Source organism: Aquibacillus koreensis (assembly GCF_025154055.1).
Taxonomy (GTDB): Bacteria; Bacillota; Bacilli; order Bacillales; family Amphibacillaceae; genus Aquibacillus_C; species Aquibacillus_C koreensis.
The window spans coordinates 133,473-151,263 of record NZ_JAOALK010000053.1; the positions used below are offsets into that span (position 1 = coordinate 133,473).

The 17,791-nt window shown below is 35.9% G+C and carries 7 protein-coding genes and 1 riboswitch; of the genes, 2 read left to right on the plus strand and 5 right to left on the minus strand.

The window, feature by feature from the left end:
• Window positions 1–249 precede the first annotated feature (249 nt).
• From NYQ66_RS15445 to NYQ66_RS15455, 3 genes are all read right to left on the minus strand, one after another.
• Complete coding sequence (locus NYQ66_RS15445) at window positions 250–7,578, minus strand: SwmB domain-containing protein (RefSeq protein WP_259870670.1); 7,329 nt, start codon at window positions 7,576–7,578, stop codon at window positions 250–252.
• 515 nt (window positions 7,579–8,093) lie between these two features.
• Complete coding sequence (locus NYQ66_RS15450) at window positions 8,094–9,227, minus strand: response regulator (protein ID WP_259870671.1); 1,134 nt, start codon at window positions 9,225–9,227, stop codon at window positions 8,094–8,096.
• Between the two features lie 4 nt (window positions 9,228–9,231).
• A complete protein-coding gene (locus tag NYQ66_RS15455; protein ID WP_259870672.1) occupies window positions 9,232–11,163 on the minus strand; it encodes a sensor histidine kinase in 1,932 nt (643 codons plus the stop codon).
• A gap of 1,125 nt (window positions 11,164–12,288) precedes the next feature.
• Between NYQ66_RS15455 and NYQ66_RS15460 the strand changes: the two genes are divergently transcribed.
• Complete coding sequence (locus NYQ66_RS15460; RefSeq protein ID WP_259870673.1) at window positions 12,289–12,801, plus strand: hypothetical protein; 513 nt, start codon at window positions 12,289–12,291, stop codon at window positions 12,799–12,801.
• A gap of 160 nt (window positions 12,802–12,961) precedes the next feature.
• The gene (locus NYQ66_RS15465) at window positions 12,962–14,041 is read left to right on the plus strand and encodes a DUF3231 family protein (protein WP_259870674.1); all 1,080 of its coding nucleotides are present in this window, start codon (window positions 12,962–12,964) and stop codon (window positions 14,039–14,041) included.
• A 693-nt stretch (window positions 14,042–14,734) separates the two neighbouring features.
• On the opposite strand, the gene NYQ66_RS15470 is transcribed toward NYQ66_RS15465, so the two are convergent.
• Window positions 14,735–14,896, minus strand: coding sequence for an anti-repressor SinI family protein (locus NYQ66_RS15470; RefSeq protein WP_259870710.1), 162 nt, complete (start codon window positions 14,894–14,896; stop codon window positions 14,735–14,737).
• A 27-nt stretch (window positions 14,897–14,923) separates the two neighbouring features.
• Window positions 14,924–15,007: riboswitch (cyclic di-GMP riboswitch) on the minus strand.
• A gap of 18 nt (window positions 15,008–15,025) precedes the next feature.
• Complete coding sequence (locus NYQ66_RS15475) at window positions 15,026–17,668, minus strand: hypothetical protein (protein WP_259870675.1); 2,643 nt, start codon at window positions 17,666–17,668, stop codon at window positions 15,026–15,028.
• Between the last annotated feature and the right edge of the window lie 123 nt (window positions 17,669–17,791).

The window sequence follows — 17,791 nt, forward strand, 5'->3', positions numbered from 1 at the left end:
TTATTCTTAACCAGTTTATGTGTTTCCTTCGATACATCTAGCACTACAAATATTTACTTGGTGCCAGGCAAAAGGAATAAAGAGAATCACAAAAGTTCACCTTTTGCATATTTCCATTCATTGTCCACCCCTCAAGGACAAATCGGCCAATTTGTCTTTCGACAGGGTCTGACCCCTTAGTTAGATAAAAGAAAAAAGCACCACCTACAATTCATCGATTTGTAGGTGGTGACAGTTACTGAAATTCTATTAATTTTCTCGTCTACGTCGTTGAACGTAATACATAAATATTCCAAATCCGAACAGTAACACACCAATAATCAAATCATTATACATATTTAATGCAGTACTTGGTAATTGGTTTTCTTCTTTATCAACTGTTTCAGTAGTAGAGTCCTCTGAAACTTCTATTTCAAATAATGTAAACGTACTAAACTTATCTACAGAAAACTTATATCCAGACGGCGTATCGTTCTCATAGATGATCGTTCCTTTTTGAACATCAATCGTTCCATCACTATGCTCGATATAAACACGCAAGCGATCTAAATCAAGACCATCATGATAAAATTCTCCAATAGGTAATATTATATCTGTTTTATACCCAGAGTAATTCGTTTCAATTTCTTTTGGTGTACCTACTAATCTAGCAGAAGCACTTCCACTTACTTTCTTGATCTCTTCTAGTACAGATTGGTCTGCCACCATTCGTTTTGAAACATCATCTTTATCTGTTTCATCTCTTAATGGTACGATTCTGAAAAATAACTCCAAATCATTGTCAGCCAAGCTCTGTACTGCTGATTGATTAAGAACTATTGTTGCTTGGTCCGTTTTCAATTCTAGAATGCCTTTTAATTTCTTTAAGGTATCAGCAGTAACTTCTAGCGCAAGTTCATCTGCGATGTTTGCTTGATCATCCGGTAAATAGACTGAGAATGTGCCTGTAGTATCCGCAGGAACCATTCCGTCATTCACAATAATTTTGTCAATTTTGTTCACAAGCTGGTTATCGTTAGCGAATAGATTAATTCGCTCAATCGATGGAGTAGGTGACGTATTGTTATTCACTCCCACACTCGCATTCCGTTTGGTTGTTTCGCTTACTTTTTTCGAAATGTTAGCTCGCTTGACAATTACCAGAAATGTTTTTTCTATCTTTTGATTACCCTTTGAAATCGTAGCTGTTAAGATTACTGATTTATCAGATCCTTGGCGATCTGTGGTAGCTTTGTTGCCATCTATTGAAATAACCTTAGACTGGTTTGATGACCATGTTATCTTTGTATCATAAGGTCCTTCAGATAACATAAGGAATTTCAATGTGACACTTTCCCACGTGTCATCCTCACTGAATGTAAAAGCAGTATCTCTTGTTAAGAAACGGGCAGCTTCCTTCAATTGATCAGAAATCAATTGATCTGTTGCTAGTTCTAAATTCTCTCTAGCCTTTTTTAATTCATCAATACGGTACAATAATTTGTCTAAATCTAGTTCAACTGGCTTCTTTTTTAACTCTTCTTCCAAGTTGTTTAGTTCGTCATTGACATCTTGGTAAGCATCATCACTTTCAGAACCACCAGTATCTGTATATACCTTTTTCGTTTTATTAGCTAGTTTCTTTTCTATTTCAGCTTTATCTAGGGCTTCTTTTACAGTTTTCAATAAAAGGTTATCGTAAGCTGCTTGCAATTCCTTACGTGCTGCATCAACTTCACTTTGTGTTGAATTTGGATTATGAATCACACTCTCAGCATTCGAATTCTTAGTTGAATACTCTTTCCATGTGCCCTCAGTGTAAAAATTCCCCTTTAACATTTTACTATCAATCATATCTTTTAACTTGATTAAATCTTCCTTATCCACTACGGTGAAAGCATGCTGCTTGATGACATCTTCGCGATCTGCTTCAGATGCCGTCACAACCACTTCGTATTCACCCGGCACAAGCTTTTCCTCTACTTGATATATCCATTTGCCATCTGAACCAATGGTTAATCCGTCTTGATCTACAACTGTCTCTTCACCATTCGGTCCAATAATAGTAATTGATGCACTGTCAGCACTTTTATCGGCAGTACCTAATATAGATGGTGTTGTATCATTAGTAATTGCATTTGGATTGGATATTTGCAATGCAAGGCCAAAATCATCGCTTGAAACATGTTCGAAATCCTCTACAGCCGTGCCATTTTCTTCATCACCACTTAGATTAGAGTTTCCATCTTTTTCACTATAATCTACTTTCACTTCAATTTCGCTTAATAACTCTACATCTTTTCGTAAAGAAAGTTTTAGTTCCTGAGTCTTACCATCTAAATCTTCACCAATTCTCTCCACCGCTACAATGTCAATTTCTTTGCCGTCCACCGAAACAGTGAATCCAGAGGTTAGATCTGTTTCCACATCTGTAAACATAACATCTTTGTCGAACACTATATAGATGTTATTGTGTCCATGATGGTAAAATGTACGTTCTACAATTGGTGCATGTTTTTCTAGTGCATCTCTAGCAACTTTAAGATCGGCAATCTCTTGGTCAACATCAGCTTGAGAAGCAGTTGGCTTATTTATTACACTTTCGGCATGCTGACGCGCCTTTTCAAAATTATCCCAACCTAATCGATAATCTTCCTTTACTAATTCCTCTGCAGCATCATATTCTGCTTGAAGATTTTCTTTATTTACAATATAAAACGTTGTTGATTTTGTAACTGTTCTTGCTTCACCTTCATCAGTTGCAGTGACCTCTATCGTATAGTCACCACCATAAGCGATATTACTTGGGACTGTATATGTCCATTCACCTGAATCTAAATCAGCTTCAACATTTTCAAGTTCTGCAATAATCTTACGATCCTGATTTTTAAACGTTAAACTTACACTGTCTGCATCATGGTGAACAGAACCATTAAATGTTGGTGTTCTATCATCTGTATTTCCACTCGTATTCACTATCTGTAATCCAGCACCAAATTCATCTGTAGCGCTAATACTAAACGACTCATCTGACGAACCGTTTTGTTCATCACCGTAAAGGTTACTGGTAGTGCCATCATAATTAACTTGGACTTGTCCAGCGTCACTATCTAGTGCTTGTTCTACGGTTAATGTAACTGAATTCCCGTTCGAAGAAGCACCTTTAACCGGATAGTTTGTTCCATCCACCGAAACCGTAAACCCTTCTTCAGGATTTTTAGCATTCGTTAAAGTAACCTCTTTATCAAATTCAATGACTATTTTATTTCCACCATGTTCATAGGTGGCAGGGTCTGTTTCAATTGGTGGATGCTTTTCTAGTGCATCTACAGCATCTTTAAGATCAGTTATTTCTTGGTCAACATCAGCTTGAGAAGCAGTTGGATCATTTATTACACTTTCGGCATGCTGACGTGCCTCTTCAAATTTATCCCAACCTAATCGATAATCTTCCTCTACAAAGTCATCTACAACATCATATTCTGCTTGAAGGTTTTCTTTATTTACAATATAAAACGTTTTTGATTTTGTAACTGTTCTGTCTTCACCTTCATCAGTTGCAGTGACCTCTACCGTGTAGTCACCACCATAAGCAAAATCATTTGGAACTGTATATGTCCATTCACCTGTATCTAAATCAGCTTCAACATTTTCAAGTTCTGCAATAACCTTACGATCCTGATTTTTAAACGTTAAACTTACACTGTCTGCATCATGGTGAACAGAACCATTAAATGTTGGTGTTCTATTATCTGTATTTCCACTCGTATTCACTATTTGTAATCCAGCACCAAATTCATCTGTAGCAATAATACGAAACGACTCATCTGCAGAACCGTTTTGTTCATCACCGTAAAGGTTACTGGTAGTGCCATCATAATTAACTTGGACTTGTCCAGCGTCACTATCTAGTGCTTGATCTACAGTTAATGTAACTGAATTCCCATTCGAAGAAGCACCTTTTACCGGATAGTTTGTTCCATCCACCGAAACCGTAAACCCTTCTTCAGGATTTTCAGAATTGGTTAAAGTAACCTTTTTATCAAATTGAATGACTATTTTATTTCCACCATGTTCATAGGTGGCAGGATCTGTTTCAATTGGTGGATGCTTTTCTAGTGCATCTACAGCATCTTTAAGATCAGTTATTTCTTGGTCAACATCAGCTTGAGAAGCAGTTGGCTTATTTAATACACTTTCCGCATGCTGACGCGCTTTTTCAAAATTATCCCAACCTAATCGATAATCTTCCTCTACAAAGTCATCTACAGCATCATGTTCTGCTTGAAGATTTTCTTTATTCACAATATAAAACGTTTTTGATTTTGTTACTGTTCTGTCTCCATCTTCATCAGTTGCAGTGACCTCTACCGTATAGTCACCACCATAAGCAAAATCATTTGGAACTGTATATGTCCATTCACCTGATTCTAAATCAGCTTCAACATTCTCAAGTTCTGCAATAATCTTACGATCCTGATTTTTAAACGTTAAACTCGCACTGTCTGCGCCGATGTGAACAAAACCATTAAATGTTGGTGTTCTATTATCTGTATTTCCACTCGTATTAACTATTTGTAATCCAGCACCAAATTCATCTGTAGCGCTAATACGAAACGACTCATCTGCAGAACCGTTTGGTTCATCACCGTAAAGGTTACCGGTTGTATCATCATAATTAACTTGGACTACTTTAGCGTCACTATCTAGTGCTTGTTCTACGGTTAATGTAACTGAATTCCCATTCGAATCAGCACCTATAACCGGATAGTTTGTTCCATCCATCGAAACTGTAAACCCTTTTTCAGGATTTTCAGAATTGGTTAAAGTAACCTTTTTATCAAATTGAATGACTATTTTATTTCCACCATGTTCATAGGTGGCAGGGTCTGTTTCAATTGGTGCATGCTTTTCTAGTGCATCTACAGCATCTTTAAGATCAGTTATTTCTTGGTCAACATCAGCTTGAGAAGCAGTTGGCTTATTTAATACACTTTCCGCATGCTGACGCGCCTTTTCAAAATCATCCCAACCTAATCGATAATCTTCTTCTACTAATTCCTCTGCAGCATCATGTTCTGCTTGAAGATTTTCTTTATTTACAATATAAAACGTTTTTGATTTTGTAACTGTTCTTGCTTCACCTTCATTGTTAGTTGCAGTGACCTCTACTGTATAGTCACCACCATATGCAATATTACTTGGGACTGTATATGTCCATTTACCCGAATCTAAATCAACTTCAACATCTTCAAGTCCCGCAATAATCTCACGATCCTGATATTTAATCGTTAAACTCACTCTGTCTGCATTGGTGTGAACAGAACCATTAAATGTTGGTGTTCTATCATCTGTATTTCCACTCGTATTCACTATCTGTAATCCAGCACCAAATTCATCTGTAGCAATAATACTAAACGACTCATCTGCAGAACCGTTTTGTTCATCACCGTAAAGGTTACCGGTTGTGCCATCATAATTAACTTGGACTTGTTTAGCATCACTATCTAGTGCTTGATCTACGGTTAATGTAACTAAATTCCCATTCGAAGAAGCACCTTTAACCGGATAGTTTGCTCCAGCCACCGAAACCGTGAATCCTTCTCCAGGATTTGTAGAATTGGTTAAAGTAACCTGTTTATCAAATTCAATCACTATTATACTTCCGCCATGTTCATAGGTGGCAGGATTTATTTCAATTGGTGCATGTTTTTTTAGCGCTTCAACAGCATGTTTAAGTTCCTGTAATACTTGATCAACATCTGTTTGTGTCGGCGTTGAAGATTCGTTTTCAATACTAGCAAGAAAATCTTGAGACTCGGTTAACTTCTCTTGATATGCAGACCAGCCGTTTTGATAATCTTCTTTATCCTTAACAATTACTGGTATGTCGTCCGCAATATAATTTTCAAGTTCCGATGTATCCACAAATGTAAAAATTCTTGTAACTGCATTTGACGTCGCACCATCCTTAGAGGCAGTCGCTTTAATCGTGTATTCACCCTGGATTAAATTTCCTTCTTGATAATCAATTGTCCATTTTCCATCTTCATCTACAGCTGGTTGCCCATTAAATACTACTTGATCATTTGGATCCTCAATAGAAACATTCACAGACGAATCTCCCCTAGTAGCTCCAGTAATCGTTACTAATGTGTTGGTGTCATACAATAATGTTCCTTCATTCGGTTCTATAATCGATAAGCCATTTTCCAACCATTCTTCTTGGGTCATCATCTCAATTATTACATCGGAATCTACTAATTCGCTAGTTTCCCCGTTTTCCTTCGTTACACTTATGTTAACGTTTCGGTCTCCACTATATTGTGGATTTTGATAATGCACCATTTGCCCAATAGCATCAACAACATCTTTCACAATTTTATTACTAACCACTCGTGCGTTATCAATCCATAAAGTAGCTCCTAGTTTCCCACCATCTGTTTGGTCAAACGAACCAGAAACAAAACGGAATTGGTACTCGCCATCTTCTTGGATTTCTTTTTGCACAGTAGTCCATTTCTGATCTTTACCACGACCATACAAGATCTCTGTATGATTACCCTCGTTATCAACAATAAAGCCATACACTTCAAAATCATCGTAGTTACTTGTATCATTTGGAACCGTGAAAGCTCGCCAATCAAAGTACAATGCATCTCCAGCTCTCGCCTGAAACGGTGTGCTCCATGCTTCTATGCGAAATACGCTCCCATACCCAGAGGCACTACTATTGATACTGCCGGACTTAAATCCAAGCTCAAGTCGATTATTACCATTATCATCTATCAACCCTTTTACTAGAGTTCCTGAACCAGTACTAAATAATACTTCATTACCTTCTATACTTGCAGCTATACGCTCACTATTTAAAATACCACTATAATTAACATCAGTCTCATAGGTATATTCTCCATTTGGACCTGTTGCAGTATATGGCCCATTCCCATCAAAACTTTGATAAGTTCTCCCTTTTGTTTTTGTAGCTAATTCACCTAACCAGATTTGATTGACCAAACCCTTGGAAGGGTGTTGACTCGTATCATTAATCGTCCAATCTTGAACTTCACCACTATCTAATTCTTTCTCAAAATCCCCATTTTCAAGCGGAGCGGATAAATCAATTTGAAGTGCAGTCCCATCTCCATTATTTGTGCCATTCACAGTAGCTACAGGTACACCATCTAATAAAAATTCACCATCACTATAGAGTAATGTTGATCCATCTAGCTGCACTTGAGAATTTTCTGGAATAAAGAACTTTTCTGATTCTACATGTCCATCAGAAATTTCAAAGCGAATATTCCCTTCTGAAAAGACATCTCCCTCTTCTGCAATAACTTCAAAATCAGGATCCACTTGCACGTCCTCACCTAACACCGGATTATAATCAAAATCCCCACTTGTATCATCACGCACAACATTGTCTTGCGCAAAAACAGTCGTACTCCCATAACTTGAAGCAAGTGTCGTGAATATAAGAATTGCAATAAAAAATAGTTTCGCTAGTGTCTGAGAGCGTTTCATAATTCTTCTGCGTCTATATTTAAGTTTGCGACTTTTATTTACCATTTCGATTTCAGAGTGATAACTACTCATCATTTTCCCCCCAGTAAAATAAATAGATATGCATGCATTTAAGTTTGGTACATCCTAGAAAATTACTACTCTATTAGATTGTAAATCTTCACCTTACTTATTCATAAAATCCCCTTGTTTTTATAACCTTTGTAACCAACGTTTCCTTCATTTAAATAATTCAGGTTACAGTGTTTTTCCATTTTTCCCCCCTCAATTTTTTTTTAATAGAACAGTTAATTTTGAATATATAACCCAATCCTCCTGCACCATAAATCATCGTTCTTAAAGAAATCTTAAAAAATAACAAGCATTTAGAAAATGATCTATTTGCTCTTTTCTACATTTTTCTACCTTTTTCTACAATAAGTATATTTATTTGCACTTAACATAGACTTAACATAAGTCTATATTCCCACAAATCACACATACATTTGGGATAAAATTCATCGTAAAGAGAGAATTCAATAGCTTTTATCATAAAAAAAATGTAGTCCCCTATAACTAAAGGACTACATTTCTACTATAGATAGATTTTATTCTAATTTTTTTTGCCAATTTCGATACCACCGTTCTATCATTTTGCTCATAGGAGTTACAAGCTCTTCTTGATAGATATGCTGGACCTCTTTATAGAATCTTTCAATATCACTATTGCGATGTTTTATAGCATACAACTGGAATAGCTCGATCATTATTTGTTGATCATAGCTATTTAATTGAAAGGCTTGTTCATAATACTTAATCGCTTCATCATATTGCTTTGTCTCTGACAAAAAGCGAGCGATGTCCATTAATCGATTTGTATAACTTTTTTCAAGATAGGCTTGTTCGTTATTAGCCCAGTTATAATCCAGATTCTGCATATAGCGTCCCTGTTTCACATGTAAAGCGTCGATACATGCTCTGATATTGACGGATGTCACAGTAGGATGTTGTTGTAAATGGTGATGCCATTGATCAACGTCTACCACGATTTCTGTGCCTAAAATTAATTGATAGGACTCATCTTGAAATTTGATCACTACATCTATTTCATGTGTTTGTATTAATTGTCGCAAACGATAAATCGTCATGTGTAAGTGAGTGGAAGCTTTCTTATCTGAAAAATCCGGCCAAATATAATCAATAATATCAAATTTAGAAATTGGTTGCTGGCGGAAGTGCAACAAAAGCGCAAATAACTCCTTTACCCTACCTGAACGCCATTTCAAATCTATAGCTTGATCCCCTTTTTGAATGGTTAAGTTTCCTAACAAATGAATGGTAACCATTTCAAGCGATTTTGCCAACGACTTTTTCTCTTTCAATCTAGTATGGATCCGATTTATTGTCGTTTGCATTCGCTCGCGGCGGACTGGTTTAAGCAAATAGTCTAATGCATATTGCTCGAATGCTTCCACCGCATATTCTTGGAAAGCTGTAACAAAGATAATTTCTATCTGTGGCTGTAGGCTTTTCAATTTTTCTGCTAAAACCAATCCATTCATTTCTGGCATTTCAATATCGACAAATGCCACATCAGCTTGCTCTGTTTGAGCCCATTGGAGAGCGTCGCTTGGCGATACAAAAGTGACTACATCATCCAGTTCCACTTGCTGACTTTTTTCAAGAATTGTTTTCAGATGTTCGATGGCCATGCGTTCATCGTCAATCATGAGTAATTTCATTTTGTTAAACCCTCCGATCAGGTATTATTACTGAAATCGTTGTTCCTTCTCCTACTGAACTTTCAATCTGTAATCCCGTCCCGAATAAGCGATGCATACGATTTTGAATATTTTGCAATCCAATTCCATCCTCATGTGATGTTTGGTCTAATATATCCTTTACCTTTTCTGTCGACATCCCTACTCCATCATCACGCACCTTGATAAGATGACCTTCTGGTAGTTTTGTAATATGAATCGAGACTGTTCCACCTTCTTTTTTCTTATTCACACCGTGTCTAACGGCGTTTTCGACTAATGGCTGAATTAATAACGGTGGCACAACAAAATCTATATCTTCATCCAACCGAACGTCTACTTTTAGGCGTTCCTCGAAACGAGCTTGTTCGATATCAAGATAGGAATAGATGAAACCTAATTCATCTCTTATACTGATCCAATTTTCTTTATTATAAAAGTCAAATTTCGCACGCAAGTAATCGCTCAATGATAATACTAGCTCATACGCTTCATCTGAACGCTTTAATATCATAGAAGAAATTACATTTAAAGCATTAAACAAGAAATGTGGCTTGATTTGCGCTTGTAAAAACGCCAATTCATTTTCTTTAGCCTGGTTCGATTTCTCTGTTAATACGTCTAACGTTTGAAGTAACTCTTTGGATAACTCTTCACTTTTTTTGTAGTAAAGGGTATATCGATAAATTAACAATGCGGCTAATGCGATGCTAAAAATCGCCATACAAAAAAACGCTATTCCCATGTCTTCCTTTATGCCAATACTGTAGAGCATGAGATCAAACCAGAAGAGAAACACACTAAAAATGGCGACAATCAGCATATTATGCTCGACTTGCTCGATCCCTTTATCCTGATTTTTAATATACATTAGGAAAACATTTATCGAAATCCATAAAAATACACCAACGACAAAAAATAAATAAAAGTTTAATGTGCTTAAATAAAGGCTTAAAGGTAAGGTTAATACAAGAAGAATAAAAAGAGCAAAAGTGAAAGATATAATAGTTTTCAATCGGTTTGAGAGAAAACCATCATTAATTTTATTAACAACATGTAACACAAATATGACTGACAAAGCGCTGACAAAATGGCCAAATCTAAAGGTTGAATTCAAAGTAAGGTCTGGAAATATAATCGTAATAATGCGTTCACTATAGATACCACCCGTTACACCAAAGCATAAGCAACTTAACGCTAACGCAAAAGTTGCAGGTTCCATCATACGGTAGTGCCTGCTTGTAAAATATAAAATAATATAAAAGATACCTACAATAAAGACTACTAATAGCATAGCAAATTCAAACATAATCGTTTGTTGCTGATGAGTTACTAATTCTTGCTGCAAACCAAATAGAAGAGGTTTAGCAATACCACCAACGATATATTCATGATTTGATGCATGGATAATAATTTCAGCCGTTTCATCCTGTAATTCAAAATAAATAATTTCTGAATTATTTCCTGGTACGCTATCTTCCATAGATGGTGAAACTTGTCCATCTTCTAACACAACTTCTCCATTGATATAAATTTTACTCGCATTACGAATATTTGATTTTTTAAAACCGAAATATTTTTCATTAGAAATTTCATTTATTACCATGCGATAAGTCGCAAAGCCTTTATTTTTATACTGATTGCCATGAAGATCTTGACTCCAATTTCCTGGAACAATAGTATAATCTATAGCTTGATTTTGTTGCTTGAAATTTTCAGGTGTTAACAATTCTTCCCAGTAAAATTCCCATTCTCCATTCAGCTCAATGTAACCCTTTTCAAAAAAATCTGTTTGCGTAAGGTTAACCTCGCCTCTTTTGACTACAGTCTCTTTATTTAAAACGTTCCAATAATAGGCGACCAAACCAATAATTAAAACAAACGTGACCAATATAAATAGTTTCTTTGACCAACTCAAGTCACAGCCCCTCTCTAGTTGCTTAAACTAAGTATATTTTAAAAACGTAAATAGGGTCAATGTTATTTATTTGTAGGGGTCAGACCCTGTCGAAAGACACTTTAGTGAATTTTCCACGTAGGAAGGACAATGATTACACTGCTGCAAATTCTATACATTCTTTTTAAAGGTGCTGCCAAGCTTAGAAGAGCATACGTTGAAACAGGAACTAATGATAACAATGGAACTGCTATACGATCGACACACTTCTGCATATGTTGGACTATTACAATTCCTATTTCCTAGCATCATGATAACCCATGGATAAGGGTAGGGTTGATCGCAGAGAATAGTTTGGATATTATCAGAACAATTGCCGACGAGAATCTATACCCCTATACACTTGAGCACCTCAAAAAGATTAGAGCAGTAGAATTAGTTGAGTATTCGGGTATTTATCTACAACATGGGGGAGTTATTTATAGAAGGCAGAGATGCTTAAATATTTGTTCACTAATGAGCATCTGACATGGTAAAAAAGCTACCCTCTCACCTCAATGTCCACCCACCATGGACAAATCTGTACTTTTGTCTTTCGACAGGGCCAGACCCCGATATTCGCTTGCATAGTTACTCCATATTTGATCACACTAATACCATTCTTACTCTTAGGTGATATAATGATTCTTTCTGTATTTTTGTTTATATTAGTTTTCTTGTTAATTGTATTTTGCAACTATAAAAAGAGACTTCATCTTTTTGAGATCCTTTTTATTTGGATGACAGTTTGGTTAATTACACACTCTGTCTCATCTATACTTATAGTCAATTTGGAATTGCTAAGCTTGTCAACAAGTAAGAGTGATTTCTGGACCCATTTTTTTAAGAGACTTTTTCTTTATCCATTAATCATAATTATCTTTTTTGATTTTCACCTTAGAATTAGGAATCGCATGTGGAAAATAATTCTTTCTATCTTTACTATTTTCTTTATGTCTTCGTTGGAATTTTTATTTATTTACTTAGGTGTATTAAAAAACAACAAATTTCAAGTTCACCATTCTCTAATAGAATGGACATTTACAGTTGTACTCTCATACATACTATGGACATGGTACAGAAAACGTCGTTTAATGAGGTAATGACATGTTACTATACTTTCCTGAGAAATTTGATATAAATGAATGGACTATACTTATAACAGTAGTATTTAACATTGGGATTTTTCTCTTTATGCGTAAGAGAATTCCTAAGGAAATAACCCCTTTAATTGTGCTGCTTAGCATATCATTCCCTCAGGTTATGGATCATTCAATGGGCGTTAAGCCCTTTAATTATTACGATTTAACTGATTCTAACAAATATGAGTTATTTGATGTTATTTTATACGGGGCGTATCCAGCCTTCGGATACTTATTCGTTTACTTTTTGGACTATTTAAATCTTAAAGGTAAGAAACTAGTCTTATACTTTTTATCATGGGCATTATTTTCAGTTGTATTTGAATTATTACTCGTTAAACTACACGTATATGTATATAATGGCTGGAAAATATATTATTCATTACCTGTTTATCTAGTTGTTCTCTCACTAACGTTTCTGCTTTACAAGTTCCTTATATATTACAATAAACATGAGCATACCAATGTGGTCAAATAAAGTACCATACTTTTCCCTTTTAAGGTTTACCTCAAATGTCCTTCCTTCGTGGACAAATCTGTACTTTTGTCTTTCGACAGGGTCTGACCCCTGAAATATAATAATTTTAAGCTCTTCGTCAAATACTACTCCTAAACTAAATCTTTTTAGGAGGATAACATTGGAAAACGATACTTCATCTTACCAAGAACAAGAAGTAATGAACCAAATAAAAGAACATCAACAAAATCAAAAATTGAATGCTTCGGAACTAGGTGAATTATATTCAAATTATATGGGGGATTCCTTATTTAGTTGTGTCTTTGAACATCATCTTCAAGTAGTAGAAGATGAAGAAGTTAAGGAATATATTGAATTTGCATTAAAAACTTCGAAAAAGAATTTAATCATGTTGAAAGAGATTTATACGAAGGAAAATATCCCTGCCCCAATTGGTTTTGGTGAGCAAGATGTTAGAAAAGATGCCCCTAGACTTTTTAGTGATATTTTTATTCTTTATTATATTGCAGAAATGTCCAAGGTTGCTATCGTTACCTATGGTAGTGCAATTTCAAGTGCACACAGACAAGATTTAATAGATTATTTTAAGCTGTGTTTACATGACTCCTTAATCACATTTGAAAAGGGGTCACATCTATTAGCTATGAAAGGAAAAGATACACCTGCTCCCACAATTCCCTATCCGAAAAAAGTTGATTTTGTAGAAAAGAAATCATTTATTTCATTGATCGCAGGTAAAAATAGACCACTAACTGCACTTGAAATTAAACATCTACATGTCAACCTTAATACCAATATTCTAGGCAAAGCATTGATGTTAGGGTTTAGCCAGTTGGCATCATCCAGTAGATTAAGGAAGTTTTTTCAGCAAGGGGCACAGATTGCAGATAAACAGATCAAATCTTTAGGTAGTTTTCTTACCAATGAAAATTTACCTGTCCCACCTACTATGGAAGCACATGTTTCTGACTCTACGACTCCACCATTCTCAGATAAGTTAATGCTTTATCATACAACACTTGCGAATCAAATCGGCATTTCAAACTATGGTCAAGCTATTGCCAAAATCATGCGTCATGACATACATGCTCAATTCGCTACTCTTATAGCTGATATAGGAAAGTATGCAAATGAAGGGTTGAATCTCACAATAGAAAATGGCTGGTTAGAAGAACCTCCAACGGCTGCTGACCGGAAGCAACTGTCTAAAAGTTCCCCTGGAAGTAGGTCTGAGGAATGATGTGTGGATGTCTTAAGCAAAACATTGTGGAGCTCTTTGCCTTTTATAATTGGAGCTTCCTCTGTAACTGTTGGTTTAATATGTATATCGAAAAGATAGGTGTTTGGTTCGGTAAATATATTTATATTCCACCGAACGCTTCTTTATAATTGTGCTTGGCCACCACCTGTTAATGCCAAGTTTGACATCTTACAGGTGGTGCCCAACTATTTCGTTTAATAAAGACGACAATAGTTACATCAAATACAAAGTGCAGCTATTTATTTAGACTCGCTTAAATGTCCTCTCCATAAGGACATTTACACCACTTTGTCTTTCGACAGGGTCTGACCCCTTAAATAGTGTGTGAACTTAATAATCCGCCTACGAATGATATACCTAGTATTACGTAGTTGACGATTACTGCGCAGTAAAGTTCATCTGAAGTTTATGAAAGGGTGTGATTAAGCTAATCGATTTCCTATAGAAATAAAAAACGTCCCTAATAAAGGAACGCTGTTTCAGAGAATTCTATAGTCACTTTCTTTGTATGAGCTACATGTGTTGCCAGTACTAGGGATTATTTAACAAGCACTTATACTGATCCGTTCGCATTAATGTATGCAATAAATGAAAGAGGAACACAAATGCACAGCAATTGAATTCCTCCTACTATACTTACTCTTTCACAACAAAACTATCATTATCAAGCACTCAATCATCGATAAAACCCGTTAATTTCCGAGTGGTGCCAAGCTCCACTGATGAAGATAGTAAAAACTCCCGAACTTCCTCAATCGTGAGCCCCAAATCTTTTGCTTCCTTGATCAAGCTAATCCATTCTTTATCGATCGGACTCTTATGTTTTGTATTGATTGATTATAACTTCCTCCCGTATCCCCTTCAGGTAGCACAGCCATCTTAGCATTTAGCTTTAGACCTGTCACTTTGCGCCCTTTCTTTTCATTAAGTCTGCCCTTTACTGGAGGTTAAGATTTGTATTCCCTATCGTCCTCCCCTTAAGGACAAATCGATCAACTTGTCTTTCGACAGGGTCTGACCCCCCAATGTTAAATCCACATAAGCAAACTCCTCAGATTCCCCCATCTCGTTGTAGGTTACAACAAGTACTCTTGTATCGTGGATATAATGAATTGGTATGGTAAATTCCATGGCCGAATCCATTATACCGAAAGCGGTAAACACCCCTAGTCTATCATTATCATTATTTGACCAATATACGTAGTAACCAAGGATATCTGATTCATCTTCTGCTTTTCCGATTGTGAACTTGATTTCATTATTATTAACAATTGTATAATCTACAAATGAAGGTCCCTGCTTCGGTAAGATAATTTGCCTTACTGTAACATTAAATGTCGTAGACACCAATAATTCTTTACCTTTAGCATAGTATAGATTCAATGTGATGAAAGACTCACCAGGATGAACTCCCTCAAACTCTATCCACTCCCCCCTATTTTCTACTTTCACTGAACCATCACTACTTATTGCCTCAACACGATACAATTGACTAGAAAAGTCGACCTCTTCCCCGTATGGATCAATGAATAGGCCACTTAACTCCAAACCAGAATAGTCATTTTCTATCAGTTCACGATCATTTAATCTCCTGCCAACTGAATAAGCTTGATAATCGACAATAGGTGTATAAACAGAAACATTTGATAAACCAAAATCATTTTTAGAATAAATTAGAATCCCTTTTGCTTGAGTAGGTATTTCTATATCCTCTGGAAAAATATAATGAATGTCTTCACCAGTCTTTTCAAGAGTAATAATTGGTTCACCGAGTTTCTCGTTTTGTTCATCTGCCCAGAAAAGAACATAGTCGGTCAAATAAGTTTCATCGGTTGCCTTTGTAATAATTACTTCAGGAACTATCGCATTATTTAACGGGTTTGTATCCATAAACTCAATGGAAATTGCAGTTTCCAATGGAATACTAATAACAACACTAATATTAATCTCTTTAACTATCTCGGTATTATCTAGTCCAACTTTAAATACTAATTTAGATTCACCAGGTTGAATAGGTGTGATTCTCATTTGAGCATCTTCTATACTTACCGCAGCAACCTCTAAGCCATCCACTTGAACGGTTGTTTCAATCCTCTCATCCATGGCATAAAAATCACTTAAATCAATATTTTTTACTCCTTCTGATAAATCAAGGGATTCGAAGGATATTGTTTCTAAATAATCCTTTATCTTCTGTATTAACCTAGCCCTTTCTTCCTCGCGTTGACGCTCTTCTTCCTCACGCTGACGCTCTTCCTCGAGTTCATTCGAAGGAGGCTTTATTCCAGGTGGAGGTTGTGGTGCTGGCGGCATCGGTCTCACTATTTCAGGTTGTGATGGTTTCTCTCTTGCTTTCTCCTGATTTCGTTCCAGCCTCTCTCTCTCTTCCCTACTTAATTGTTCTAAATATTTTCTCTCCGCCTCCTCGGCAGCTCGTTCCTGCTGTAAGCGATTTTCTTCCTTTTGTTGTTCTACTCTTTGTTTGATCTGCTCTATTATTCTCTGATTTTCTTCTTGTAGTCTTTGTTGTTCTGCACGTTTTCTTTCCTCTTCTGCACGTTTCCTTTCCTCTTCCGCCCTTTCTTGTTGCCTATCAAATAATTGATTCTCCAATTCTAGTGGATGTAGCATAATATCTTTACTCATGTCAATACGTCCACGATCATCTTCAACCATGTTATTAAATTGATCCACTAAAAATTGGGCTTCTTCTTGCGTAATATGTCCTCTTTTAATAGATTGATCAAGGATATATTCATACAACTTGTTTGTGTTTTCTTTTAACTTATCCAGATCTTCATCCGAAGTTAAGCCATATTCTCCCCTCATATCGGGACTACTATTTAATAACTCCAATAAACTTTCATTCTCTTCATCAATTTTCATCTTATTCTCTATAAAACTTGCTAACATTGAATTATTCATATTCATTACAAGTTCACCTGGTGTAATAATCCCAGGATGTGTGTCGTGCTGGTCATTAGTATTTACGCTCAATTGCTGGGATGGTAACACATTTGTAAATCGATCCGGTTCTGGAATAAAAGATGACCTCACTATGCCAGAAGCCACAAATAGACCACTCTCCCCTGTTTCCGGATCAACAGAAGTGAAAAAATGTGTACCTATTGGCTGATATTGAATATCATTTATATTCACAAAATATGCATCGTGTTCTCCCATATGATATACGAGCCCGACATGTTGATTCATTTCAATCTGAACACCTTTTTCATCATCTATAATTTCAGTTATTTCTATAGAAGAATTCTCATCAATCATAAACATTTCATCTGAATTCATTTCACCCTTAGCTGTCGAACTTTCTTTCGTTATGACCGTATCTCCCGCATATACTTGTATTTCATTTGTTTCTGTGATTTCTTGACCATCTCTTCCAATAATGACTTCCCCGTTAATAACATGTAGCGTAATGTAATCATTATTATTCAAAGCAGTCTCTTCACTTTCACTTATACGATCCACCTCTTCAGCGTCTACAGCTGATACACTAGCTTCTTCTTTGGGTTTAAAAAACAAAAGTGATGTCATTACAATGATAATCATGAGACCTACGAAAGAACCTATTAAAACATATTTTTTCATACCTGCCTCCTTATAAAGTTTGTAAAATATATAACCTGACAAAATTTGATTTACTTTTAAGCATTGTCAATGGCTCAAGCTTAATCTCACCAAGTAGGAACGGTGTGGCTAGCAGTACCAGAC

What these genes read in the sequence shown, in the direction of transcription:
- NYQ66_RS15460 (WP_259870673.1), top strand. Translation starts at nt 12,289, where the DNA reads ATGTTACTATACTTTCCTGAGAAATTTGATATAAATGAATGGACTATA.
- NYQ66_RS15475 (WP_259870675.1), bottom strand. Translation starts at nt 17,668, where the DNA reads ATGAAAAAATATGTTTTAATAGGTTCTTTCGTAGGTCTCATGATTATC.
- NYQ66_RS15450 (WP_259870671.1), bottom strand. Translation starts at nt 9,227, where the DNA reads ATGAAATTACTCATGATTGACGATGAACGCATGGCCATCGAACATCTG.
- NYQ66_RS15445 (WP_259870670.1), bottom strand. Translation starts at nt 7,578, where the DNA reads ATGAGTAGTTATCACTCTGAAATCGAAATGGTAAATAAAAGTCGCAAA.